The sequence below is a fragment of the Candidatus Woesearchaeota archaeon genome (assembly GCA_003694805.1).
Lineage (GTDB): Archaea > Nanobdellota > Nanobdellia > Woesearchaeales > J110 > J110.
On the sequence record RFJU01000016.1, the window covers coordinates 1 to 23901 of the forward strand.

27 protein-coding genes are annotated in these 23901 nt (G+C 53.1%); 16 read left to right on the forward strand and 11 right to left on the reverse strand.

Features of this window, described 5'->3' with window-relative positions:
* The 10 genes from D6783_00525 to D6783_00570 form a co-directional block, all read left to right on the forward strand.
* Positions 1–1064 (forward strand): hypothetical protein (locus D6783_00525; protein RME53841.1); only part of this gene is annotated, 1064 nt, incomplete at its 5' end.
* Between the two features lie 130 nt (positions 1065–1194).
* A complete protein-coding gene (locus tag D6783_00530) occupies positions 1195–2103 on the forward strand; it encodes an ABC transporter ATP-binding protein (protein RME53842.1) in 909 nt (302 codons plus the stop codon).
* A complete protein-coding gene (locus tag D6783_00535) occupies positions 2100–2861 on the forward strand; it encodes a hypothetical protein (protein RME53843.1) in 762 nt (253 codons plus the stop codon). The genes D6783_00530 and D6783_00535 overlap by 4 nt, the downstream gene beginning before the upstream one ends.
* Positions 2862–3031: 170 nt before the next feature.
* On the forward strand, positions 3032–4240 hold the full coding sequence (locus D6783_00540; GenBank protein ID RME53844.1) for a cysteine desulfurase: 1209 nt from the start codon (positions 3032–3034) through the stop codon (positions 4238–4240).
* A gap of 109 nt (positions 4241–4349) precedes the next feature.
* Entirely contained in the window at positions 4350–4661 is a 312-nt protein-coding gene (locus D6783_00545; protein ID RME53845.1) for a hypothetical protein, read from the forward strand.
* Between the two features lie 28 nt (positions 4662–4689).
* Entirely contained in the window at positions 4690–5379 is a 690-nt protein-coding gene (locus D6783_00550; GenBank protein ID RME53846.1) for a hypothetical protein, read from the forward strand.
* Between the two features lie 13 nt (positions 5380–5392).
* Entirely contained in the window at positions 5393–5875 is a 483-nt protein-coding gene (locus D6783_00555; protein ID RME53847.1) for an HIT family protein, read from the forward strand.
* Positions 5868–6194 (forward strand): hypothetical protein, encoded by a 327-nt coding sequence (locus D6783_00560; protein ID RME53848.1) that lies wholly within the window; start codon positions 5868–5870, stop codon positions 6192–6194. Before D6783_00555 ends, D6783_00560 begins: the two co-directional genes overlap by 8 nt.
* Positions 6195–6351: 157 nt before the next feature.
* Positions 6352–7155: a sigma-70 family RNA polymerase sigma factor gene (locus D6783_00565; protein RME53849.1), complete on the forward strand. Its 804-nt coding sequence runs from the start codon at positions 6352–6354 to the stop codon at positions 7153–7155.
* A gap of 75 nt (positions 7156–7230) precedes the next feature.
* Positions 7231–7611, forward strand: coding sequence for a hypothetical protein (locus D6783_00570; protein RME53850.1), 381 nt, complete (start codon positions 7231–7233; stop codon positions 7609–7611).
* A 65-nt stretch (positions 7612–7676) separates the two neighbouring features.
* On the opposite strand, the gene D6783_00575 is transcribed toward D6783_00570, so the two are convergent.
* Genes D6783_00575 through D6783_00590 form a run of 4 tightly spaced genes read right to left on the reverse strand, consistent with a single transcriptional unit; the run spans position 7677 to position 11664 of the window.
* Positions 7677–8957, reverse strand: coding sequence for a Ni/Fe hydrogenase subunit alpha (locus D6783_00575; GenBank protein RME53851.1), 1281 nt, complete (start codon positions 8955–8957; stop codon positions 7677–7679).
* Complete coding sequence (locus D6783_00580; GenBank protein ID RME53852.1) at positions 8941–9792, reverse strand: hypothetical protein; 852 nt, start codon at positions 9790–9792, stop codon at positions 8941–8943. The genes D6783_00575 and D6783_00580 overlap by 17 nt, the downstream gene beginning before the upstream one ends.
* The gene (locus D6783_00585; GenBank protein RME53853.1) at positions 9776–10690 is read right to left on the reverse strand and encodes an anaerobic sulfite reductase subunit AsrB; all 915 of its coding nucleotides are present in this window, start codon (positions 10688–10690) and stop codon (positions 9776–9778) included. The genes D6783_00580 and D6783_00585 overlap by 17 nt, the downstream gene beginning before the upstream one ends.
* On the reverse strand, positions 10615–11664 hold the full coding sequence (locus tag D6783_00590) for a hypothetical protein (protein RME53854.1): 1050 nt from the start codon (positions 11662–11664) through the stop codon (positions 10615–10617). Before D6783_00590 ends, D6783_00585 begins: the two co-directional genes overlap by 76 nt.
* Positions 11665–11965: 301 nt before the next feature.
* Here D6783_00590 and D6783_00595 point away from each other — a divergent pair, with 301 nt between their 5' ends.
* Positions 11966–12706, forward strand: coding sequence for a hypothetical protein (locus tag D6783_00595; protein ID RME53855.1), 741 nt, complete (start codon positions 11966–11968; stop codon positions 12704–12706).
* A gap of 138 nt (positions 12707–12844) precedes the next feature.
* Here D6783_00595 and D6783_00600 read toward each other — a convergent pair whose 3' ends face one another.
* On the reverse strand, positions 12845–13048 hold the full coding sequence (locus tag D6783_00600) for a HypC/HybG/HupF family hydrogenase formation chaperone (protein RME53856.1): 204 nt from the start codon (positions 13046–13048) through the stop codon (positions 12845–12847).
* Here D6783_00600 and D6783_00605 point away from each other — a divergent pair, their 5' ends adjacent.
* Together D6783_00605 and D6783_00610 are read left to right on the forward strand one after the other, a co-directional pair.
* Positions 13049–15061, forward strand: a complete 2013-nt coding sequence (locus tag D6783_00605) for a DUF2339 domain-containing protein (protein RME53857.1) — start codon at positions 13049–13051, stop codon at positions 15059–15061.
* A complete protein-coding gene (locus D6783_00610; GenBank protein ID RME53858.1) occupies positions 15058–16773 on the forward strand; it encodes a hypothetical protein in 1716 nt (571 codons plus the stop codon). The genes D6783_00605 and D6783_00610 overlap by 4 nt, the downstream gene beginning before the upstream one ends.
* A 75-nt stretch (positions 16774–16848) precedes the next feature.
* Here the strand turns inward: D6783_00610 and D6783_00615 are convergent, their stop codons facing one another.
* A complete protein-coding gene (locus tag D6783_00615; GenBank protein ID RME53859.1) occupies positions 16849–17061 on the reverse strand; it encodes a hypothetical protein in 213 nt (70 codons plus the stop codon).
* Positions 17062–17218: 157 nt separating this feature from the next.
* Here D6783_00615 and D6783_00620 point away from each other — a divergent pair, with 157 nt between their 5' ends.
* The 3 genes from D6783_00620 to nrdR all read left to right on the forward strand — a co-directional run bounded on the left by D6783_00620 (position 17219) and on the right by nrdR (position 19754).
* Complete coding sequence (locus D6783_00620) at positions 17219–18451, forward strand: hypothetical protein (protein ID RME53860.1); 1233 nt, start codon at positions 17219–17221, stop codon at positions 18449–18451.
* Positions 18452–18632: 181 nt separating this feature from the next.
* Positions 18633–19262 carry a hypothetical protein gene (locus D6783_00625; GenBank protein RME53861.1) on the forward strand — a complete coding sequence of 210 codons (630 nt, stop codon included), beginning with the start codon at positions 18633–18635 and terminating at the stop codon, positions 19260–19262.
* A gap of 54 nt (positions 19263–19316) precedes the next feature.
* Entirely contained in the window at positions 19317–19754 is a 438-nt protein-coding gene (gene nrdR / locus D6783_00630) for a transcriptional repressor NrdR (protein RME53862.1), read from the forward strand.
* Between the two features lie 76 nt (positions 19755–19830).
* On the opposite strand, the gene D6783_00635 is transcribed toward nrdR, so the two are convergent.
* The 5 genes from D6783_00635 to D6783_00655 all read right to left on the reverse strand — a co-directional run bounded on the left by D6783_00635 (position 19831) and on the right by D6783_00655 (position 23746).
* A complete protein-coding gene (locus tag D6783_00635; GenBank protein ID RME53863.1) occupies positions 19831–20346 on the reverse strand; it encodes a hypothetical protein in 516 nt (171 codons plus the stop codon).
* Positions 20347–20445: 99 nt separating this feature from the next.
* Complete coding sequence (locus D6783_00640) at positions 20446–21390, reverse strand: sodium:calcium antiporter (protein ID RME53864.1); 945 nt, start codon at positions 21388–21390, stop codon at positions 20446–20448.
* 221 nt (positions 21391–21611) lie between these two features.
* Complete coding sequence (locus D6783_00645) at positions 21612–22037, reverse strand: YjbQ family protein (protein RME53865.1); 426 nt, start codon at positions 22035–22037, stop codon at positions 21612–21614.
* Positions 22038–22144: 107 nt separating this feature from the next.
* Positions 22145–22822 carry an NUDIX hydrolase gene (locus D6783_00650; protein RME53866.1) on the reverse strand — a complete coding sequence of 226 codons (678 nt, stop codon included), beginning with the start codon at positions 22820–22822 and terminating at the stop codon, positions 22145–22147.
* Positions 22823–22954: 132 nt separating this feature from the next.
* Positions 22955–23746 carry a hypothetical protein gene (locus D6783_00655; GenBank protein RME53867.1) on the reverse strand — a complete coding sequence of 264 codons (792 nt, stop codon included), beginning with the start codon at positions 23744–23746 and terminating at the stop codon, positions 22955–22957.
* Between the last annotated feature and the right edge of the window lie 155 nt (positions 23747–23901).

Here is a 23901-nt window from a genome sequence, read left to right on the forward strand (position 1 = left end):
ATATAAATACCCCGTTCATTTCCGGCGACACCATGCTTTGCTTGCTCACCTTGATTGTTTTCGGCATCCTGGGCGTATTTAGTGCGAAGTACCGGCCCCTCGCGAAGGAAGCATTCGACTGCGTGTTTCGCCGGCTAACGTTCAGGAAGTGCAGCACGAGCTTAGATAAGAAAGTGAAGGCGGCGCTTGCAGGAAAGTTGATGAAGCGAAGGCCTGGGCTTGCAAGGCTCGTCTATAAGCATGCTGAACTGCTCAGCTGGGTCCTCACAATTCTCCTCCTGCTGACCGTGGTGAATCTCGCGTTTGGCTTGTATAACTACGTTCAGTACGGGAACTGCAACGGTCCAGAAAATTCTGGCGAGTTTTGCATTTTTGACCCGACAGGGAAGCACAGCCAGTATAGCGGCATTGATGTAGGTTCTCAAGGAGGGGAGGTTCTTCCCGGCCCCGATGACGACCCAGCATTAGGTCCTGAGGAAGCAAGCGTGGAAGTTATTGAGTTTGGGTGTTACCTTTGTCCTTTCACGAGGAAAGCCGAGCCGATGGTGAAAGAGATTCTTGATGAATTCTCGGGCGATATTCATTTTGTGTATCGTGACTTCCCCTTGGACGGTGTCGAGGAAGCAGTCGAGACGGAATCGGTTACGTGTGAAGTGCCTGAGGATCCCTCATGGCTTGAGCGTTTGTTCGGCAAGAAGGAGAAGCCCGAAATTAAGCATGCAGGGTCAACAAGGGCGGCCGTCGCTGCTAACTGCGCCCTCGCACAAGGAAAGTTTTGGGAGTTTCACGACGCACTCTTTCTTGATCCGCAAAAGACGGCGACAAAGTCGGGCTTGGTCGAGATCGCGCAAGAGACAGGGCTTGACGTTAGCGAATTTGAGGCGTGCTTGGAGAGCGGCCAGATGCAAAGCGAGGTTCGTAAGGATTTCGAGGATGGCGTCAGCGCAGGCGTTTTTGGGACGCCAACGTTCTTTATCAACGGGAAACGGCTCGTTGCGCCGAGCAAAGAGGAGCTTGTCCGGGCGATTCGGGAAGCGATGAATGATCGGGGAAGCGAAGGATGATTTGTGCTTCTAAGCCTCTCAAGGAGGTCTCTGAACTGGTGGTCTGGCACGCGTTCGTGGTGCCCGAAACACGCGTAACCAACGCCTTTGCAGAACAAGTATTTCCTAGGCAGGGCATTGAGGGAAGGGTATGGTAGCGCTTGAAGTGGAGAATTTGAAAAAGTCCTACGGTGATGTAGAGGCGGTGAAGGGTGTTTCTTTCAACGTTCGCAAAGGGGCTTTTTTCGGATTTATCGGCCCGAATGGCGCAGGGAAAACAACAACGATTCGTTCCATTGTGGGTCTGACACGGTTTGAGGGCAGTATTCGCGTCTTTGGCCGCGATGTAGATCGTGAGTCCAGGAAGGTGAAGGCGTCCATTGGTCTGAGTCCGCAGGAATATAATTTTGACCGGTTCTTAACGGTGCAAGAGGAGCTTGAGTACACCGCCGGGTATTATGGCTTGCCGTGGCGTGAAGGAAGGAGGCGTGCCGAGCGCTTGTTGCATCGTTTTTCGCTGTGGGAGCACAGGAAGAAGTTGTCCGAGCGTCTGAGCGGAGGAATGAAGCGGCGGCTCATCATCGCGCGAGCGCTCATTCACGACCCTCCTTTGCTCATTCTTGATGAGCCAACCGCCGCCCTTGATGTTGAGCTTCGCCGGTCGCTGTGGGAGGAGCTTCGCCGAATTAATGAAGAGGGAAAGACGATAATCCTGACAAGTCATTATTTGGAGGAAGTGGAGCTCCTCTGTCACGACGTTGCCATCATTCATGAAGGGAGGCTCTTGGCTCTGGGGAAGAAGGAGAAACTCCTTGCTGATTTGAGCTGCGAGATGCTAACAGTTGAGACAGACAAGCCGGTCCCTTCGTCCGCGTTGAAAGGGCTGCGTGTCGAGCGTGTAGGAAGTAAGACGATGATTGTGGGGAAGGGCGTTCATGAGAAGGCAAAGAAGATTTTGGATGCGCTGGAGCGGCGCGGTATTGCTGTCTTGCGGGTAGAGACGGGAAGGGAGAACTTGGAGCATCTTTTTTTGAGGATGACGAGGAGGGGGAGGTCATGAACTGGTGGGGTTTGTTCACCTTGGTCAAGCACGAAGTGCATCGTACCTTTAAGGTGTGGGCTCAAGCACTCTTTCCTCCCATAGTGAGCACGATTTTGTTCATTACCATTTTTTATTTTGTTCTGGGAAGGTCGGCGTCTGCTCCGGGAGGTGTTTCGTATCTTGAGTTCTTGGTTCCTGGCTTGGTGATCATGAATATGGTGTCCGCTGCGTATCAAGGATCGTCGTTTAGCTTATTTATGAGTCGGTACACAAAGCATTTTGAGCATATCTTGACAATGCCGATCTCGTATATGGAGATCGTTCTTGGCGTGCTCATGGGCGGTCTTGCGAGGAGCATCATCACCGGGGCGGGTATTGTGGCGGCAACGTCTTTTTTTATTCCGTTTCGCGTTGAACACGTTGTGTTGTTGGTAGTGTATGTTTTGCTGGCAGTATTTTTTGTCGGGAGCTTGGGTGTTCTGGTCGGTTTTTGGGCGGATAAGTTCGACCACTTAGGGATTGTTGTCACGTTCGTTCTCACGCCGTTGACGATGCTTGGCGGAGTCTTTTATAGCATAAGCAATCTTCCTGCGTCATTTCAGAAGGCGACGTTGCTCAACCCTGTTTTTTACATGGTTGACGGCTTTCGCTATGCCATCTTAGGAATTCATGATGCTCCAATTTGGCAGGGCTTGACGGTGTTGTTCATCCTCGGCGTTGCGGCCTTCACGTTTGTGGTGGCGCTATTGCGCTCTGGCTGGAAGGTGAAGGAGTGAGGCGCGATCGGAAGCAAACGCATAAATAATACTGTGTTTTTCCTTGCTATGTGTTTTGCTTGTGGAAACGGTCCTCGTGTTTTTGAAGAGCGGCGGGCATCCTGCGTGTTCTTAGCGGGCGCGGCGAGGATGCGCTTGCGCGCAGCAGCGTTGGGCGGTGGTGGCACGAAATGCGTTTGAACGTGGAAAAAATAAGAAAAGAGTTTCCGCTGTTTGGAAACGGTGAAAAGGGGGGTGTGGTGTATTTTGATAACGCGTGCATGACGCTTCGTCCCCGGTGTGTCATCGAAGCCGTTAGGCAGTATTATGAATTGTTTCCTTCGTGTGGAGAGCGGAGCATGCACAGGCTGGGCAAGCGCGTTGATGCTGAAGTTGCACGTTCACGCTCAATTGCTCGGAAGTTTTTTGGGGCGAAAAGGAATGAGGAAATTATTTTTACGAGCGGAACGACGCACGCAATTAATATCGTAGCGCATTCTTTTCCTTTCAAGAAGGGGGATGTTGTCGTCACGACGGATAAAGAACATAACTCGAATCTGCTCGTGTGGCAACAGTTGGCAAAAAAAGGCGTGGTTCGTCATGTTGCCGTTCCCTTTGGTGACGTGGAGGCGCTGTCTCGAGTGCTGGAAAAAGGGCGTGTTGGTTTAGTGTCGATGGTTTACACGTCTAACGCGGACGGGTCAAGCATTCCGGTGAAGGACGTTATTCGTGCTGCGCATAAGCATGGCGTGCCTGTTCTTCTTGATGGAGCGCAAGCAGCACCCCACCGTCGTGTTGATGTGCGCGCGCTTGACGTCGATTTTTTTGCTTGTTCAGGGCATAAAATGCTCGGCCCGAGCGGGACTGGCCTGCTGTACGGGAAGAAGGCGTGGCTTGAGCGTTTGGTTCCTGCCCTTGTTGGCGGCGGGACTGTTGTTGACGCGACGCTGCAAGGTGCCGAGTTTGAGGAGCTGCCGCATCGTTTTGAAGCAGGTTTGCAGAACTACGCAGGTATTATTGGTCTTGGCGCCGCGATGGAGTTTTTGCTGAGTGTAGGGCTCTCCCGCATCCACGATCATGAAGTCGCGTTGACGCAGCGCTTGGAGGAGGGGCTCAGGGAGTTTTCCCACCGTGGCGTTCGAGTTATCGGGCCTTCTCCAAAGGAGCGTGGTGGCGTGACAAGCTTCTTTGTTGAAGGTGTTGACGTGCATCAGGTGGCGCTCTTGCTGGACGAGTCAGGAGGATTTGCGACACGTTCCGGGAGGCATTGTGTGCACGCGTGGTTTAACAAGCAACAGTTGGATGGGACGGTGCGGGTTTCCTTTTATCTCTATAATACGATGGAAGAGGTTGAGTCGTTCTTGGAAGCGCTGCGATCAGTACTCGAGATTGTCGCGTGAACGCTCACGCGCGTCAATTTTTTTTGGATGTTTTTTTTTTCAGGCCTTTCCAGACTCTTTTTTTTGGGGAAAAGTATTTATGTTACTTCTCTTCTGATTTTTTTCTTGTATGGGTAGGAACGTCCCGTTCACCGTTGCGTTTGCCATAGTGCTCGTATTAGCAGGTGTGTTCTTGTTAGGGCGCGGCATTACTGGCTTTGTTGTCAGCCAGAGTTGTTGTTTTCCTCCTTTTTGTTCCGGGGAGAACGTGTGTGACGTTGCAAAGCCCGCAGTTGAAAACGGAAGAGGCGGTTCGGAAGAAGGGTTTGTTTTGGCAACGCTTTTTGGAGTGCTGTCAGTCGGTGCCGCGACGTTGGCGGTTGCTGGGCGTGTTCGCCGAGGCGGGCGGCGAAAGAAAGGAGGGCGCGAGGGCAATATTTAAAAATGATTGATTCGTTTTCTCTGCCAGCATGCAGGCGGTTATTGAAGCGATTATTCAGGAAACACAAGCCGTCAGGAGGTTTCGCCTTCGCCCAGAAAAGCCGCTTGAACACAGGCCAGGACAGTTCTGTTTACTCTCCCTTCCGGAAAGCAACGTTGCACGGCCGTATTCCATCGCGACCTCGCCTACTGAGGAGCAGGGTTTTTTTGAGCTCATCATCAAGCGAGTTGAACACGGTCGCTTGACGCCTGCCTTGTTTGCAAAAAAAGAAGGAGATGTTGTGGACGTAAAGGGGCCGTTTGGCACGTTTTATTATCGTGACGGCGTATACGCCCCTGTTGTTCTCATCGGCGGCGGTTCTGGCATAGCCCCCCTTCGTTCAATTTTGCATTACCTCCTAGCAAAGAAGGTGAAGGTGCCAATATGGCTTTTTTTTGGAAACCGGACCGAGCAAGACATTATTTTACACAACGAGTTTTCTGCTCTTTCTTCGGAGCATGAGAATTTCTCGTACATCCCGGTGGTTGATCATCCTAAGGATGGGTCGTGGCAAGGGTATGCGGGTCACGTGACGGAGTCGCTTGTGGCAGAGCGCGTCGTTGACCTTCGAGCCCCGCATTATTATCTTTGCGGCCCTCCGGGAATGGTTGCTCAAATTATTTGTGCTCTTGAAGTGCACGGCGTGCCGCACGAGCATATTAGGCGGGAGCAGTGGTGAAGAAGACGGGTGTATGCAGGAGGTGAGCAGGGTGAGTGGCGAAGAGTGTATCTTTTGCAAAATAGTGAAGGGCGACGTTCCTTGTCATACGATCTGGGAGGATGAGAAGCACTTGGCGTTTCTTTCCATTTTTCCCAATACTGACGGGTTTAGCGTTGTGATCACCAAGGAGCATTACCCGAGTTACGCCTTCGACCTCCCTGATGATGTGTTATGCGGCCTCGTTGCAGCCGCAAAAAAGGTTGCGAAGAAGATTGACAGGGCGTTTGATGATGTTGGGAGAACGGGCTTAATTTTTGAAGGCTTCGGAGTTGATCACGTGCACGCAAAGCTCTTTCCTATGCACGGGACGGCGAATATGAAAGAGTGGAAGCCGATAGAGTCAAAGCAGAGGGTATTTTTTCGAACCTATCCTGGGTATATTTCCTCCCATGATTACGAGCGGGCAGACGATGCACACCTTGCGAAGCTGGCTGAGGTGATCCGGCGTGCATGAGCAAGCGATTGCGAACAGGATTATTGAGGAGGCAAAAAAGTGCGGGGCTGTGAAAGGTATTGTTGTTGAGGTCGGGGACCTTGCGCACCTCCCCGCTGATGAGATGCGCCAGGTGCTCTTGGACAGGACGGAGTGGGACGTCACGGTCGTTGAGAAACGAGCGCTCGTTGAATGTGTTTGTGGTTATTGTGGCGAGCCGAAGATTGTGCAAAAGCAGCATGATGCTACCCTGTTCGAATGCCCTGTGTGCGGTTCACTTCCGCTCGTGAAGGAAGGCGACCAGATTGTTCTCAAAACGGTCGAGCTGCAAGAGGACTGACGAAGGCGAAGAGGGAGCGTAATCTGGGCGTGAAAGGATGCTTTTCGTTTTGAGCAGTTCGCATTCCCTTGCGTTCTCCGTTGAATTTTGAGAAATAGTTTTTGAATGCTCGTGAAAACTTTAAAAGGAAGGAGTGGTTTCTCCTTCTTTTTGAAAAATGACGCGGTCAAACTATGCCACTGAGAGCAGTTCACTCTCGCTCTACATGCGCGTGTTACAGCGTTCCTCTTCAGGCCTTCCTAAGAGCAGAGTGATTGAACTGCACAAGCGGATGCGAGAAGGGGATGTTAAGGCGCGCAATGAGCTAATAGAATCAAATCTTCGTTTAGCATTTCATCTTGCACTCAAGTTTTGGAGGAGGAATGGGGATTTGCCTGTTGAGGACTTCGTGAATGAAGCGAACACCGGGCTCACGCGAGCAATGAATACCTATGACCCTGCTACAGGCGCAGCGATTTCAACGTATGCCACGTTCTGGATACATAAGCATCTGAGGGATTTTGCTGAGAGAACGCGTACTTTGGTAAGGGTTCCTCGATACATACGGGAGAAGGTAACGGAACAAGAGGCTTGTGCAACGGAATCAGCTCCAGAATGGAAAACCACAGCGCAGGAACAAGCGGCAAAGGTTTTGCGTTCAACAACGGTCTCGTTAAGTGACGCCTATGATAGTCTCGAAGAGGAGATTGCAGCGTGCCAAGAAAGGTTCACTGAGGGTGAAGCCGTATCCTCGTTGGACAGAAAGAAAGACATTAACGTGTTGTACGCGGTGCTTGATGCGCTCGATCCTGCATTGAGGGATGTGTTGGAGCGAAAATTTGGATTGAACGGGTACGATGCTTCAACCTTGAATGAAATCGCGAAAGTGTATGGGAAGAGCAAGGAGTGGGCGCGTAAGAGGGTCGATGAGGCCTTGCGGCTCATTCGAAAGCGGTTTCTGGCAATTCGTGCACGAAAGTGATTGTTCAAAAAGAAGAAGGCAGATTGTGAAGGAGATGCGGGGTGTTTTGTTTAAGCGTGAAGAGCGTGATGCTTGATGAGAGAGCTTTTCGTCTTTGGGAATGAGTGGGTTGAGCGGGATAGCGGCGCGTACTGCGTGGTGAAAGAGTTGGAAAAACGCGGTGTTTTGTGCACGCACGTGAAGGATCCGCAGGAGCTCCTTCCTCGTTTAGAGCGCGGCGATCGTGTGGTGATTCTTGATGTCGCAGAAGGGGTTGAAGAGCCAGTAGTTGTGGAGCGTCTTGACCTGCTGGAGACGGGCAGGGTTTCTTCGCTTCATGATTTTGATCTTGCGTTCTTCCTCAAACTTCTCAAGGAAGTTGGTGTGGTCAAGGAGGAGCAAGTAACGATTGTTGCGGTTCCTGTTTCCGGACGCGTCGCCGTAAACGACATCGTGGCGCTGTTGAAAAAAGTGTAGCCACGGCGGGCCGTCATGGATTGCGTCACGGATTGTTTTTGTTTTCGTTTTTTGTTTTTGTTTTTTTATTTTGAGAACCACTTCACTTTGAGGAAGTGCGTGCTGCAGCTAAAGCAGGGATCGTAGGAGCGGATGAGTTTTTCTATTTCTGTCACTAGTGCTTCTTTTGGGAGGTGGGCGATGGTCGGGACGAAGGCTTTGATGTCGTCTTCGCAGTTGCGCAGGTTTTGGCAGGTGGGGGTGATGATATTGGCTCTGATAATGGTTCCTGTTTTGTCCAGCTCGTACTCGTGCCAGAGGACGCCGCGGGGTACTTCGATGGCGCCTATGCCGACGCCCGAGCGTGGCTGTGCTTCAATAAGTGGTTCTTTTTTTGGGGTGAGCGTTTCGCAAAGTTCTGCTGCTTTTTCTACGTAGTGAACGAGTTCTATTGCTTGGGCGAGGTTGTTGAGGAAGGGGCCGTGGAGGGGAAAGGTGATGCTGTGTCTTGCCACGACGCGTTGCGCGGCCGGGCTGAGCCATTGGTGGTTGTTGTTGAGGCGGGAGAGTGCGCCGACGAGGTAGCTCTTGCCTTCTTTGACGACGAAGTTGGAGGTGGCGTAGCGTTCGTGGTATTCGTGGAGGAATTCGTGGTAGCGCTCCTTGGGGAAGCGAGAACTCTGCGAGGTGAGGTCTCCTCGTAGCGTTGCGTACTCTCCAGGCCTGGTGAGGGAGAAGTACTCTGTCGGTCTCTGGAAGGAGGGTTGTTTGAGGCGGGCGAAGAGGTTTGCTGTTTGTTCGGCGTCAGGCAGCGCTTCGCGCAGGCGTCGTGCGATTGTGCGTAGTTCTTGTACTGGAGGCAGCTTGAGCCAGCCCCCAACGGTTGCGCTGGCTGGGTGGAGGTCTCGTCCGCCGATGAGAAAGATAAGATCGTTGCCGAGCTTCATGAGGCGAAGGGCTTGTTGAAGGGTTGCTTTGTGCGTAGGGGCCATGGCGAGCGCGCTCTCAAAGCCGAGGTAGTCCGGGAGGGCGAGGAAGTAGAGGTGGGTCGTGTGGCTCCTGATGCGTTCGGCGTAGGTGAGGAGTTCGCGGAGTTTGTAGGTTTGCTCGCTCGGCTCGATGCCGAGGGCCGCTTCGCAAGCTTGGATGGCGCAGATAGTGTGGGCGCAGGAGCAAATGCCACAGATGCGCGAAGTTATCTCGCTCGCTTCTCGGTAGTGTCGGTCGACGACGAGGCCTTCAAAATAGCGGGCGCCCTCTTCTGCTTGGAGCTCGCATTTCGTTACGGTTGTGCCGTCTAGGCCGAGGGAGAGGCTGGCGTGGCCTTCTATTTTGGTGATGTGGTTGAGTTCAATGATTTTGCCCATGGGGCACCTCGTGTCGTATGCGTTGTTGTTCGGGGATTTTGAGGCCGGCAAAGCTTTGCAGCCGAGTCCTGATCGCGTCGGTGTCAAAGCCTTTTTTTTCGAGCAGGTCGAAGAAGGCGTCGTAGCGTGCTTGGAGGGCTGGGCCGCGGCACCCCCAGCATTCGAGGCCTGCGTTGGTGCAGACGCTGTTGCATCCTCCGCTCGTGATGGGGCCGAGGCAGAGTTTGCCGTCTTCGAGGAGGCAGCGGTTTTCGTTTTTTCGGCATTCCACACAAACAGGGTTGAGGTAGCCGCGATGGACGCGGCCGAGGGCGAAGTCTTTGATGAAGGAGAGGATTTCTTTTTTGTCAGGAGGGCAGCCCGGGATGGTGTAGTCTACAGTGACGTAGTTGTCAATAGGGGCGGCCTGCGTGTCTTCGAGTTTGAGGCAGCGGTTGAACTTGAGTTTTGCGTAGCGGTCCTCTCCGATGAAGTTGCGCATGGCAGGTATGCCGCCGGTGTGAGCGCAGGCTCCGAGGGCGACGAGGTACGTGCACATGCCCCTCCACTTCTTGAGCTCTTCAATGTCTTCTTTTTTTGCGACGAGGCCTTCGACGAGGATGACGTCGTAGTGGATGTTTTGCGGGTTGTGTTCTTTGATGAAGGGGAAGCTTTTGAGATCGACGGCTTCGATGAGGTCGAGGAGGTCGTCCTCGTTGAAAATGACGCTGAGCATGCATCCGTAGCAGCCGGTGACGCCGTACACGCCAATGACGGGTTTGCGCAGCCCTTCGGCGCGGCGCGGCGGGCCTTTGTGTTCTTCGCTCTTGTTTGTTGCTTTAAAAGTCGTTTCCAAAGCTGCTCACCTCGTCGTATCGAAAGACAGGTCCGTCTTTGCAAGTGTAGGTTCCGCGTATCATGCAATGGCCGCATTTGCCAACAGCGCAGAACATGAGGCGCTCGGCACTGACGAAGATTTGGTCTTCGTGAAACCCTTTTTCTTGAAGGAGGTCGATGCAGGTGCGCATCATGACGGGGGGGCCGCACATGATAACGATTTTGTTCTCGTTGGTGAAGGGTGTCTTCTTGACGACGTCGGTGATGAAGCCGACGTTGCCCGTGTAGCACGCTTCGGCCGGGGCTTTGTCGACGCTGACGTGGACGCGGAAGGTTTTTTCCCATTCTTGAATGCTGTGGCCGTAGAGGATGTCGCCTGGTGTTCGGTAGCCGAGGAAGAGCGTGACGTCAAGGTAGTTGTTTCGGTGTCGTTCGATGTATTCAATAACGCCGCGCAGGGGAGCGACGCCGCAGCCCCCTCCAATGAGGACGAGGTGGTTGTTTGTGAAGTGGTGCATGGGGTAGCCGCGGCCGTACGGCCCGCGTACGAGGAGTTCATCCCCTGCTTTGACGTGTTCGAGTGCGTTGGTGACGTTGCCGACCTTTCGGATGGAGAGGTCGACGTGCTCGTCTGAGTAGCTGCTAATGCTGATTGGTGCCTCGCCGATGCCGGGGAGGCTGACCTGGACGAACTGGCCTGGCTGGTGGCGTGGTTGCCAATCAAGCCGGAGAGTGAAGATGTCTTCTGTTTCTTTCTTGTTGGAAAGAACAGTGACGGGGAACGGCTGGTAAGGGTTGGTTGTTTGGGCGCCGTTGCTTGCGTTGTTTGTTTCGATAGGGTTCATGGTGTGTTTTCCTCTGGCGTGTTCTCCTTGAATGCGTTGATGGTGGAGCGAAAGTCGATTCGTTCTGGGCATCCGCGGATGCACCGGCCACACCCGACGCAGAGGTGAACGCCGAAGCGGTCTTTAAACCATTGGAGCTGGTGGTAGATGCGGTGTTTGAACCTGTCGAGGAGCTCGTGCCGGAAGATGTGGTCGCCGGCGACGCGGGTGAAGCTTGGCGTCATGCACGCGCTCCATTTGCGCTCGCGCTTTCCTTTCGTGAGTTCTGGAAGGGATGAGGTGTCGTGGATTTCGAAGCAGTAGCAAGTAGGGCAGAGCGTGTTGCACGCGGCGCAGTCGATGCACCGCGAGGCAGGTTCTTCCCATTGCTTGTTATTGATGAAGTGGTTGAGGTTGATGGTTGCGAGGTTGTTGGTTCCTGGCGTGGTTTTTTCTTCGTCGGAGATGGAATGAGGAGTTGGGGTGAGGGTGTCAGGGAGGGTTTGGGCGAGGTTGTTGAGGAGTTGTTCTCCTTGGTTGCTCGTGGCTTCGAGGAGGTAGTGGTCGGCTTTTGGGTAGAGCATGATGTCCTGGGCGTTCTTGTCCAGGTTGAGGGAGCCGCAGAAGCAGTATTCGTCGTAGGCCGTTGCGCAGTGGATGCCGATGAGGACGGTTTCGTCGCGGCGGGCTTGGTAGTACGGGTCAGGGTGTTCCGTGGTGAAGGCGATGTCTTGGTGGGCGATCGCGTTGAGGTCGCAGCGTCGAAGTCCGAAGACGACTTTAGGTTTCTTTTGCGGTGTTGCGGGGGTGAGGGTGTTGCCTTTGAAGTGAAAGAGTGTTTCTTCTTTTGGGAAGAAAATTTTTTTGGCGGGGAAGAGGGGGAATTCTTCGAGGGTGATGTCCTTGATGGCGTCTTCGGTGGCGAGTTCTTCGTAGCGGGTTTCGTCTTGCTTGATGGGGGCGAAGACGGTGTAGGTTTGCATGAGTGTCTTGAGGAGGGAAGAAAGCCTCTCTTTTTGGAGTTTCCACACAGCGTTGCTGCGAGCGGACTGCTGGGGCGTGGCCATTTCTTTGTCTTGCGAGCGTGAAGATATAAAAAGATTTGCCTCTACTTGCGAACCGTAATTATTTTATATGGTGGTGTCGTTGCGGTGTTGTTGCGTGCTCAGGTGTGAGCTGCGGAGCGTCGTGGCTCGGTGCCGAGGGCGTGTTGTCGCGGTCTGGCGTTTTTGTTTGCTCTTATGCTTGTTTATGCTTGGTTGTGTGGGTGGCTGGTTATGGATTCATGGAAGGGTGTGGGTTTGGTGTTTGGCAGTTCCTGTTTCGTGTTCCTTTTCGTAGTGTTGGATCGTTGGGGGCGGGTGGTTCGTGGACGGGATTGAGCTCTGCATCAGGTTTTCACTCAGGCCTACGTCGTTGCGGTTCTGCGGTCCGCAGCGAGCTCAGGCGTTGTTTCAGAGGTACTTGGAGAGGAAGGATAATGAGGACGAAGTGAGAGCCGCGTTTGAGCAGTTTGAAGGGCTCTATCCGTACTTGAGCGCGATTGCGCAAAAGCACGGGCGGGACGTTCTCGATTATGACGTTGTTGAGGCGTACTGGTTGGGTAATCGCTTGCTTGAAGGGTTTACGCGCGATGAGGCAAGAGGGATTATTGAGGGGTTGATGGCGAAGCGTTCCGCGTTGCGAAGCCTGCCTCGCAGGATTGGGGAAGCGCTCATCGAGTCGTTGCCCGAGAAGGTGTTGCCTCATCATAATTTCCACGTGTTTTATGTTGGTGTGGGGAGGACTGCTGGCACAGTGCCGCTCGTGATGAACAGTTACGACCAGTGCAGGATTAGTTGGGGTGAGGTGCTTGAGGTGCGTGCAGAAAAGGAGTTGCTCCGGGTGAGGACGACGCGCTTAGTTGAGGACGGAGGAAAGGTGGTTCTTGGCGGGCGTGTGGAGCGTGAGGTGGGGTACGTGCCTGGTTTGTTGGGGCGGGTTCGCAGGGGTGATTTCGTAGCGTTGCATTGGGGGTTCGCGCCGGTGTTGTTGCGCGAGGAAGATGTAGCGCGTATTGAGAAGTACACGCGCTACGCCCTTGATCTCTACAACGAGCGGGCAGTGTGAAGCGCCGCGTCTGAAAATCTCGTTCAGGGTCGTGACCGGTTCGTGGCGTGGCTTCTCAGGAGGTTGCCGTTCGTGGCCAGTCGCGCCAGGAACTATGAGAAGGTTGGCTAAGGAGGTTTAGCGCGCGGGGGTGTGTTCTTATGGTGAGAGGAGGTGGTATAGTGCTTTGGCTTTTTCGGGGGGGACCTTCTCGACAGCCATTCCTGCTTGGACGAGGACGTAGTCGCCTTTTTTTACGTGGTCGAGGAGCGAGATGTCGGCGCTGGCTTGCTGGCCGTCAAAGTCGAGCGTTGCGGTTTTGTCGTTGATGGCGATGACCTTCCCAGGGACTGCAAAGCACATATGGGGTGTTGTTTCTCTTTTCTTGTTTTTAAGCGTTTCTTTTCGTTTCAGTACGGTTCTAGGAGTTGGTTTTGGCGCGCCTTCTTGGAGTCCTCGTGGCGGGCGGCGGAGGGCTTGGAGAGAAAATTTATAAAGTTTGCTTCAGGAGTGTTTGCTGTGGCGCTCAAGGAGGACATTGCGAAGCTGGCAAAGAACCAGGCCGCGTTGCAGAAGAACCTGGAGATTTTGAAAGGGCGGGTTGATGCGCTCGAGCAAGCAGTGTCGGGGCTTGGCGGAGCGTCTTCTTCTGAAGCAAAAGCGCGTGTTGGGAGTGCTAGCGGTGAAGACGACGCGCTTGCCGCGTCGCACCATGCAAAGGCTGCATCCGCTTCGTCGGCGGCGTTGGAGCGCCGTGCTGCTGCCAAGAGGGAGCCGAGGCAGGTTGAAAACCTCGGTTTTAAGGTTTTTGGCAGTGTCGGCTTTCTCCTGCTTGTTTTAGGGCTGTTCTTCTTGTACTCGTATGCGAAGGAGCAGGGCTGGATCGGTCCGGGCGAGGAGATTGTCCTGGGCGTGCTCCTATCCGCAGGCGTGCTTTTAGCGGGCGAACTATCGCGTAGGAAACAGTTTTTGGCGTTCTCGCAGCTTCTGACGGGCGGCGGGTTGGGCTTGCTCTACTTCACGTTTTTTGCAATGTATTTTTTTGAAAAGTACCGTGTCGCGTTGAGAGTCACGTTTGGTTTAGAGGCGTTCTTGCTTCTTGCCGTAGTTGCTGGTGCGGTGGCGTTGGCGCTTCGTCATGACTCTGTCATCCTTGCGGGGTTTGCATTCTTTCTTGGGTATCTCTCCGGCATCTTGGCCTTTATTGATGGAGGAGAGGGCATGCTGCATCCGGTCATGCTCTACACGCTCTTGCTCTCGATTGGCTTGGCGGTCCTGGTGGCAAGGAAGAACTGGCCGTTAGGCATTGGGAGTGTGATTGCTTCGTACATCGTGTACGGCTTGGTTTTTTCAGATGCGAAGTGGAGGGCGTACAGGTATGGGGAGCAGGCAGGGAGTTTTGTTCCTGGCGTTATTTATGTGCTTTTAGGGTATGTGCTGGTTTTCTTCGTCCTTTTTAATGTGTTGAGTGTTCTCTTGCGGGATGACGAGAAGCATTGGCAGAACGTTGCGCTCTCGGTGCTTAACGCCGCGCTCTCTTTCAGGTTCGGCTTTCTCCTTGTGAAGGAGTGGTGGCCAAGTGCGCGGGGTGTGTTCGTGGTCTTCTTCGCAGTGGTGTATGTGCTCATGGCGTTCATTGCGAAGAGGCGCCGCTTGGTAAACTTGTTTGAAGCATTCATCGCGCTCAGCGTAACCTTCCTAACGATTGCCGTGCCGATTCAGCTTGATAACGCGTGGGTGTCGCTGGCGTGGTTGCTTGAGGGTTTATTGCTCATCTTTGGTGGTGTTCGCGTGAAACACGCCTTCTCTCGCTTGCTAGGCTATCTTGTTGCGGCGATCGGTGTTGTGCGTGTCGTCGTGTGGGATTCCTTTATGCTTGACTTTGGCGAGCGAACCCTCATTTTTTCCGTGACGGTTGCTATTCTTTGGCTGATATATGTGTTGCTGCGAGACAACGAGGAAGTATTGCGGTCAGAACCTAATGAACGGTTTTTGATACGGCTCGTTCCTCTTGTCGGTTTGGTTTTGTTCACGTTATTTCTCACAATTGAGGTTGTCGATTGGAATGGGTTGTTCTCCTCGCTCAGGTCCGACGCGAGGCAGATTCTGCTTTCCATTGTGTGGACGGTCGAGGCCATCGTTCTCATCGTAGCCGGTTTTGTTAACAAAAAAAAGGTTGTTCGCACCTTTGGTGTTGTGCTTTTTGGTCTCGTTCTGGCAAAGTTGCTTATTTTTGACTTGAACAGTGTTTCAACACCGTACCGGGTGATTGTGACTATTGTTGTGGGTGTGTTGGCGCTGGTCATCTCGTTCGTCTATACGAAGAACAAGGAGCGCATTGAAGAGTTTTTGAAGGGAGAGGAAGAGGGGGAATGATGAATCAAAGTTCATGGCGGATGCGCGTTGCTCATGTCTCGTTAGCGCTGTTCGTAGTTACTTGCGTGTTGCCCTTCGTGCTCGGCACGGCGGACTTTTCCGAATGGAAGTACGTGCAAGACATCGCGATTCCGAGGGAGGTGCAAGAGCCGGTAAAGCTCGCGCTCGACGCTTCCATTCTTGATCATGCCCGTGTTGATGCTGCCGATATTCGTATTGTGGCCGGCGTGGAGGAAGTTCCGTTCAAGCTTTTTTTGAGCAAGAAGCGGGAAGAAGTTCAAAGAGTACAAGCCGTTGAGGCGTCTTCGGTTCGGCCACCGTTTCGCTCGGTGGACTTCTCGCCTCTGAACGTGATTGATGGCTTGAAGGGATTGGGGGATGGCGAGTACTTTCAAGTGGACGCGACGGTTGATAAAGATTCGGCGTGGCTCATTCTTGATCTGGGCGGTGAGAAGTTGACGAGTAAAGCGAGGTTCTTCACCCCCGATCCGCTCTACACGTTTACCGAGGTCCAAGTGGAAGGGAGCAATGATAAGGGTTCGTGGACGCTACTTCGAAAAATGAGCAAGGTGAGCAAAGGCAGCGTCGTGGTGGTTCCGTACGCGCCAGCGAAGTTTCGCTACTTGCGCTTCACGTTTCGGCATACTGGCTCGTTGGTGATAAGCGAGGTGGAAGTGCTTGGTGAAGATGCGGGGTATGTTTTGTTCTTTGGTGATGGGAGGAAGGATTACAAAGTGTATTATGGGAACTCCGCCGCTTCGTTGCCGGACTATGACTTGACAGGGTTGTACAGCACGGCTGATACGCCGTTCGTGTTCACAACAGGGGAGCGAATTAACCCTTCGTTCACATCCGACCCGGATAGTGATGGTGTTGGCGCGGGTGATACGTGCCCGTTCGTTGCGAATCCTGATCAGCGTGATAGTGATGTGGATGGTGTTGGTGATGCGTGTGATAACTGCCCGCTTGTGAAGAATGTTGATCAGTTGGATCGTGATGTGGATGGTGTTGGTGATGCGTGTGATAACTGCCCAAGGAATTATAATCCGAACCAGTTGGATCGGGATTTGGATGGTGTTGGCTTCGTGTGCGATGATGATGACGGCGACGGTGTTTTGAACGGGGAGGATAACTGTGTTGAAGGGTATAATCCTGAGCAGATTGATGTGAACAGGGATGGTGTTGGTGATGCGTGCGACGACGATGACGGTGACGGAGCGCCGAATTACCTGGACAACTGTAAAATTGCGAATCCTGATCAGCGTGATAGTGATGTGGATGGTGTTGGTGATGCGTGTGATAACTGCCCGTCTGTGAAGAATTCAAACCAGCGTGATAGTGATGTGGATGGCGTTGGGGACGTGTGCGAGGATGCTGATGGCGACGGCGTTTTTGATGTGGTTGATAATTGCCCAAAGGAGTCAAACAGTGATCAGCTGGACTGGGATGGTGACGGCCTTGGTGATGCGTGCGATAACTGTCCGGAGCATCCGAATAGGGATCAGAGTGATGTTGACCGGGACGGTATTGGGGATCGGTGTGATAGTGAGGAGAGCAGAGTGTTAGAAAACCCGTTTGTCGTTTGGGGGTTTATCGGGCTTGCTATTGTTGTGGTGGCGTATTTGGTGTTTTCTCTGTATCGCGAACCGCCTGTGAGGCGTGAGAAGAAGGGTGGTGCTGAAACGCGGCAGAAGGCGGGCGAGCAGGAGTAGCGGCCCTTGTTGGTTGATCGGGAAGGTGTAGTTCTTCCCGCTCCGCCTCCGTTTTTTTTTGATTATTTTGTTTTTTTATTTTTTCTTGTAGAGCACGCGTTCGAGGTGGCGTTCTGTTTTTTGGATTTGTAAGAGGAGCTCTTCAATGTGCTCGTCCATGGCGATGTTGCGGCGCTCCATTGCAAGAAGGCGGCGCTCCAGAACGATCATGAGTCTGATGCTGTAGGCGAGGCCGAGGAGGCCCATGAGGAGGATGAGGTAGAAGAGGGCATCGTTTGGTGTTGTCATAGCAGGGTTCATGCCTCTTGTGGTTAATATAGTTTTCTCTTCTCTCGAACTCGTCTTTGGCACTTCTTTGAGGCGGGTGTGTTCTTCGCGAGGGAGGCTGTGGGTTGAGGTAGGTTGCGGGTTAACTTTATATACTGCCGGGACGTAGGAGCGGCGTATGGGTAGCGTGAAGCATTCATTGCCTCGGGTCGTCGTCGTCGGCGCGGGGTACGCTGGGCTCTCTGCCACTCGAGAGCTTTCCCAGAACGGCAACGTTGAGGTCGTGCTCGTCGCGCCAAGGCGAACGTTTGCTTTGTTGCATCGTATTCCTGACGTGTTAGCAGGGGTGTTTCGGCCTCGTGAGGGCATGATCGATTTGAGAAGGTGGCTGAGGGAGCGGCAAGTTTCCTTCGTTGAAGGGGTGGTTGCACACTGGGATGTTCGCCGGCGAGTGTTGCACGTGCGAGGAAAATCGTCGCGCGTTGTTAAGGGTAAAGCGCAAAAGAGAGGAATTGGTGCGGCCTCGCGCAAGGGTGCCGAGCACACACTTTCCTACGACTATTTGGTTGTGGCGTGCGGGAAGCGTCCGTCAAAGCCCCGCATCCCCGGCCTGGGCCCGCATGCCCACGTTGTTGATTCTCTTGCCGCGTCGGAGTCGCTCTTGCACCATGTTCGAAATGTGTTGGAAAAGGCGAGAAAGCAGCGTTCAGAGGCGGTCAAGGAGAGTTTGACCTTTGTTGTGTGTGGGGAGTCTCACGAAGCGATCGAGCTCGCTGTCGCTCTGCGCGGCATGGTCGATGACCTTGCAGAAAAAAAAGGATTTGATAGAGGCGCTCCTTTTGTGTACGTGGTGGGGAGAGAGGATTCGTTCGTTAAAGGTTTGCCTTCGAGGGAGCGCGAAGCTTTGCTTGACTGGCTTGAGGTGAGCGGCATCACCTTGTTGGTGGATGTTGATGTTCAGCGCGTGGACGGGCATCATGTTGTGCTAGACTCTGGCGCGAGGATTGCGGCGAGGACGCTCGTGTGGGCGAGGGTCGAGACGCCCCGGTTCGTTGAATCAGCGGGCTTGGCCGTAGAACCCGGCGAAGGAGTGTTTGTCTCTCCTGACTTGGTAAGCGTGTCTGACACGCGAGTCTTCGCGGCAGGGGATTGTTGCGTTGTTGAAGGAGGGAGTGGCGGTTCGCTGGCGTTTTGGGAGGCGGCTTGGCAGGGCAGGCTCGCCGCGCGCAACGTGCTCAAGATGCTTGAGGGAAGGCCTTTGCGCGAGTGGCGTGTCTCTCGCGGGGCAAGGCTTGTCGCGACGGGGCGTGGAGCGGCGCTGGTGAGAAGGAGAGGCGTGTTCTCCAGCGTCTTGTTTTCGTGGTGGCGCAAGTTTCAAGAGCAACGATTGCTTGCCAGGCTCGGTCTTTGAAGTTTGTTGTGCCATTAGCGATGTGGGTTGTCTGCTTCTTTGGCAAAGGTGGGCGCAGAGGTTTTTTTTGGTGTTGCGTCCTGCTTAAAAAATTGTGAGCGGTCTTCGAAAATGTTTATATAGTGGTTGGTGTTTTCTTTTCTTCTTGGTCTCGAGGTGGTATGTGTTGTCAGTGAAGAAAATGAAAAAGAATAAAAAGTGCAGTGGCAAGGATGGAGTGAGGATGAAGGAGAAGAAGAATTATCTTGAGGCAACGGTTTCCCTTCCAGGCGTGCGGATTTCTTTGACGAGTGACGCGCCAGAGCGTTCCTTGCAGGAGTTGCGCAGGTTGGTAGAGGCGATTGGTTCAGTAGAGAATGATGCGCTCTTGTATGAGGACTTTTTGCAGTATGAGCTCAAGGAGCGGCTTTCTTCGGACGTGACGGAGAATCCTGAGATCATGGCGCTTATTAAGGAGACGCTTGCTGTTGAGGAGGATTACCTTGTTCGCAGGGGGGTTGTCGATGTTGTTGAGGAGTACGACCTTGTTGAGAAGAAGAAGGGAAGGATTATTGAGCCAGTTGCGCTCAAGCAGTGTTTGGACAAGTTGTTTGTGGGTGTGGAAGTGCCGGCGGTGAGGAGCGCGCTGGTTCACATCAAAGGAGGCGTTGACAAGGCGCAGCGTGTTATGGTGCTTGATCACATTAACAAGCGGCTGAATTACCCGAAGTTGCGTGTGTTTAATACGAAGTCGCGCGGTGATGATAAGTTGCTTATTGAAGTTATTTTGTTTGGGGATTTTCAGTACAGCGAGCACCAGGATCAGGAGTAATCCGGGGCCGGATGGTTAAGTTGATAAAGGAGTGTTGGTTCTCTTTTTGTCAGAATGTTGTGCCCGTTTTGTGGAGGGGGGGAGTCAAGAGTTGTTGATTCTCGCTTAAGTGGTTCTGCAACGAGGCGTCGGCGTGAGTGTTTGGCGTGTTCGAAGCGGTTTACAACGTATGAGCGGTTGGAGATGCCGCCGTTGCTCGTGGTGAAGAAGGACGGGTCGCGCGAGCGCTTTAGCAAGGAGAAAGTGCGCGAAGGCGTGCTTCGCGCGTGTGAGAAGCGTCCCGTATCTTCTGGCCAGATTGAAGAGTTGGTGGAGAAAGTTGCGAGGGCTGTTTTGGAGAAGGGTCCCGAGGTTTCGTCGAGGCGTATTGGCGAGCTCGTGATGCGGCGTTTGAGGAAGCTTGATAAGGTCGCGTATATCCGCTTTGCTTCGGTTTATCGCAATTTTGAAGATGTTGATTCTTTTGAGGAAGAAGTGAAAAAGCTCCGGTAAGGCTTGCAAAGGCCGTTTTTTTTTTGTTGTTGTTGTGAGCGGGGGCGGGCCTGCTTGCTCGCGGTTGGTGTTTTTTTTAGCAAGTGTGCAGGTATGCTTGTTCCTTGCCGTACTTGACTTCGAGAACGTCACCTCGCTGGCAGGTGGTGTTGAAGTCGAGACGGCAGGTGTATCCTTTTGTGATGGTGCCTTCAATGAGGCATCCGCTGTCGACGAGAACTTTGTTTTTGAAGAGTTTGAACTCGCTTGAGTTGAGGGCGCTGTCTCCCTCGTAGGCGAGGATGAGGTATCCTGTTTCTTCTTTGTTGGGGTTGGCGTTGTGGAACGTAACGTCTTCCTTGGTAAAGGTGTGTTCTTCTTTGGTCTCCAGTGCTTTGAGTTTGGCGAGGATGCAGAGGCGTATGGCATTGAGGTCTTCGGGAGGGTTTCTGCAGGTTTTTCGTTCGTAGTTGACGAGGTCTTTTGCCGCCCTTGCAAGAGCAGTGGCTTCTTGGAGTTGTGTCTTGAGTGTGAGTACTTGTATGAAGAAGATGCCTGCGAGGAGGATGCTGATAAGCAAGGCAATGCTCAGGACGAAGGTGGTTTTTTCCATAAGGGTGAAGGGCTGTTTTTCTTCTTTGTTTTTAGCTTTTGGCGCTTGCTTTTTATATTTTTTGTCGTTGCTGTTCTCTTGCTCAGTTGTGTTCTTTTGTCAGGGTATCAGGATGGTTCCGAGCTTGGTGAGGAAAAGGATGAAGATGAAGAGGAGAATGAACCCGTCCCAAAGGGTTATTTCTTTGTCTTGGGCGATGAACGTGAAGAGCAGAGTGGCCGAAATAAAGAAGATGAGGCCGATGGCGAGGGTGGTTGGCGAACTCGTCAGGGGGGTGATCATGCCGGGGAGGCCGAGGACGAGGAAGGTGTTGAAGATGTTGCTGCCGAGGACGTTGCCGACGGCCAGGTCAGCTTTTCCTCGCCTTGCAGCGTGGAGGGTGACGCTCACTTCGGGGAGGCTGGTCCCTATGGCAAGAAGGCTTATCGCGACGAGGCCTTCTGGGGCTTGGAGCGTAGTTGCGAGGAGGGTGAGGGAGAAGACGCTGACCTTTGCGCCGGCGTAAATGCCGGCGATGGTGAGTGCAAGGATGAGCCAATCAACGGTTTTTTCTTTTGTGGAAGGGACGGTTTCAGTGTATATCTTTGCGCGTTTTGAGAGTGCGTAAAAGATGTAGACGACGTAGCCCGCAAGTGAGAGTGCTGCTTCTGTTCTGGAGAAGACGCCGTCAAGGAGTGAGATGGTTGCGAGGATTGCTGATCCGATGAGGAGGGGGATGTCGACGTGCATGACGTTCCACTTGAGCGAGATGTTTTTGGTCATGAGGGCTGCGAGTCCGAGGACGAAGAGGATGTTGGTAATGTTGCTGCCGAGCACGTTGCCGATGACAATGCCTGTCTGGTGCGTGGCGGCGGCTACAAGAGATGATGCGAGTTCGGGGAGGCTGGTTCCCAGGCCGACGATGATGAGGCCGACGAGGAAGGGGGACATGCCGAGGCGCAGGCCGATGCGCTCTGCTTTTGTTGTGAAGATGTCTGATGATTTGATGAGGAGAAAGAGGCCGAAGGCGAGAAGGAGGAGGTAGAGCGCGAGTGCGAGAAACATTACTTCGTTGCGTGGGGTGTCGCGTTTTTATTTTTTTGCTTTTTTTCTCGGTGTTCTGCATGCAAGGGCGTGAAGCGCGGGCTTCGAAGCAGGCCGCGGTCTTTTGCGTACAGCCCAGCTCTCTTTGCGCTTCTGGTCGGGAGGGAGGTGTTGTTTTGCCTTTGGCAGGTGCTGGGCGTGTTTGGTTTGGTGTTTTCTTTGCGGCGGGGCGTACTGAGGAGTTAGGAGTGAGTATCAGGGTGGCTTTCTGTTGCAATAACGGTGAATAGTACGTCTCGGTGTCGTCGAGGTCCATCCAGCTCAACGAGCATGATGCGCTGCCACGTACCCAGAGCGAGGTTTCCATGAACGATAGGGACGGTTTCTGACGGGCCGAGGATGCTTGCCTTGATGTGTGCTGCGGCGTTGTTGTCGATTCTGTCGTGCAGGTAGTCTCCTTTTTCGGGGATTGCTTTGTTGAGCGCGGTGAAGATGTCGTCACACACGTAGGGGTCGTGGTTTTCGTTGATGATAATGGCTGCGGTGGCGTGGGGGGTGTAGACGGCGCAGATGCCTTCTTTGACGCCGCTTTCACGGACTGCCCGCCGGGCGTCGCTCGTGATGTCGATCATTTGTTGGGGCTTGCTGGTCTGGTAGGTTGCTTTCATGAATGTTCACCTCCAAAAAAGGTTTTTGCTGGGAATGCTGCGGGAGGGCGAGAAAAGAGAGGGCGTCCTGTCGTGCTGGACCGTTGTGTTTTTTGGGGGCTCTTGTGTTATTGGTTGATTTCTTCTCTTGGTGTGCTGGTTTGGTGGAGGAGTGTTTCGTTCTCTTCGGTGATGAAGAGTTCGTGCACCGTTGCTTTCTCGCCTTTCGTGTGTTGGATGATCCAAAGATCAGTGGGTGCAACGAGGTTTTGTGTGCATTCTTCTGGTGAGAACCAGTCCAAGCCGAAGGGTAGTACGTGGGGCTTGCCGGATAGTTTGAGCATGCACACGAGGTTGATGTTGGCGTGTTTCCTTGCTGTTTTTTCAAGGAGCTTTTCGTGAACGACACAACTTATGCCGATGAAGTCGGCCTGGAGTCCTGTTATTCTTTGCAAGTGTTTGGTTGCTGTTGTTTCAATGGTTTCGTGAAGGGTGAGGTTCGTTGTTGGGAGTTCCCATTGGCGCTTGTAAGGGGAGGTTGCTCTTCGTTGAAGGAGGACGTTTGTGTTGTTGGTCAAAAAAAGTTTGATCTTGGTGCCGACAGAGTTCGTGTCTAGGAGGAGGTCTTTGGCCAGGGTATAGCCATCTCTTGTGTGGGTTACTTTTCTTTGTTGGATGAGACTGGCGAGGAGAAGGGCGGTTTGTTCGCCGGGCAGGCCGAGTGCTTTCTTGATGTCAGAAAATGACAGCGTTCGTTCCTCGATGAAGAGTGAGAGGACGTGCTCTTCGGACACCGAGGCGCTCATACGGGAAGGATAGGCCTCTTTGATTTATAAATTTTGTTCTTGTTTGTTTTTTTTGGAACTTTTTTTGGCGTTTTTTTCTTTTTTTTCTCTCTTTGTTTACTTCCCTTGTTTCCTTTCGTGTTTATTTTTGTTTTAGGGCGTTTTTGTTTTTTCTCGTTGTTTGTTCGTGAGTTTTGTTGCTATTGTTTCAGCTGCGTGCACGAAGGCGTCTATGTCTTGTTCAGTGCTGAGGATGCGTGTGGAGAGTTTGAGTGTTGAGCCAAGGATTTCTAAATAGGTTTGCGGTGTGTCTTTCGTATCGCGCCAGGGGAGTGAGTCCAGGTAATTGATGAGGTCTTGAGAGATGCTTTTGCGTGCTGTTTTGATGTCGGTTGAGAGGAGGATCCATGCCCTGCCTGAAGATGCTTGGCGTGTTCGTACGTCCCACGAGTCCCAAGGAACGGTTGCGAGGGCCCATTGTTCCCACACGCCGGGTTGCCTGGCCCGGATGAGGATGTAGGGGAGGTTGAGCTCTTCTGGGAGGGTGATGACTGTGGTCGTTGTGAGCAGGGAGGGGTGGGTGGCGTGGTCGAGGATGGAGATGTTGAGGTCGAGGGTTGTTCCTATTATCTTGTCTCGCTTCCACGTGAATGCGTTGTTTGCGCGCAGGCGCATGCGCTTCGTTGCTGGAGTAAAGACGATTTTTGTTTTGAGCTGATCAAGTTTGTCCTTTGGCAAGAGCGTGTAGCCCCGTTTGCGGGCGTAGGTGTTGATGAAGTTGTTGCGTTGCTTTGTTTTGGCGAAGATGACGAGGAAGTGGCCTGCAGGGTAAGCGATGGCTGCTGCTGCGATGACCATGACCACCAAGGGGAGGTTGTGTGCGGTTGCGGGGTAGATTTCGAAGAAAAGAGTGGTTGTGAAGAGGGCGATGATGAGGGTCCACATGACGAGTTTGTGATGCACAGTCCTTCAGAGGCATGGTTATTTTTAAGTCTGGCGGTTGCGGGGCGTGGTTCGTGTTCGTTCGTGTCCGGGCGTTTGCTGAAGCAAAAAAGGTGTTAGGGGGGCTGAGTGGAAGACTTGCATTGTTTTGAGAGCTA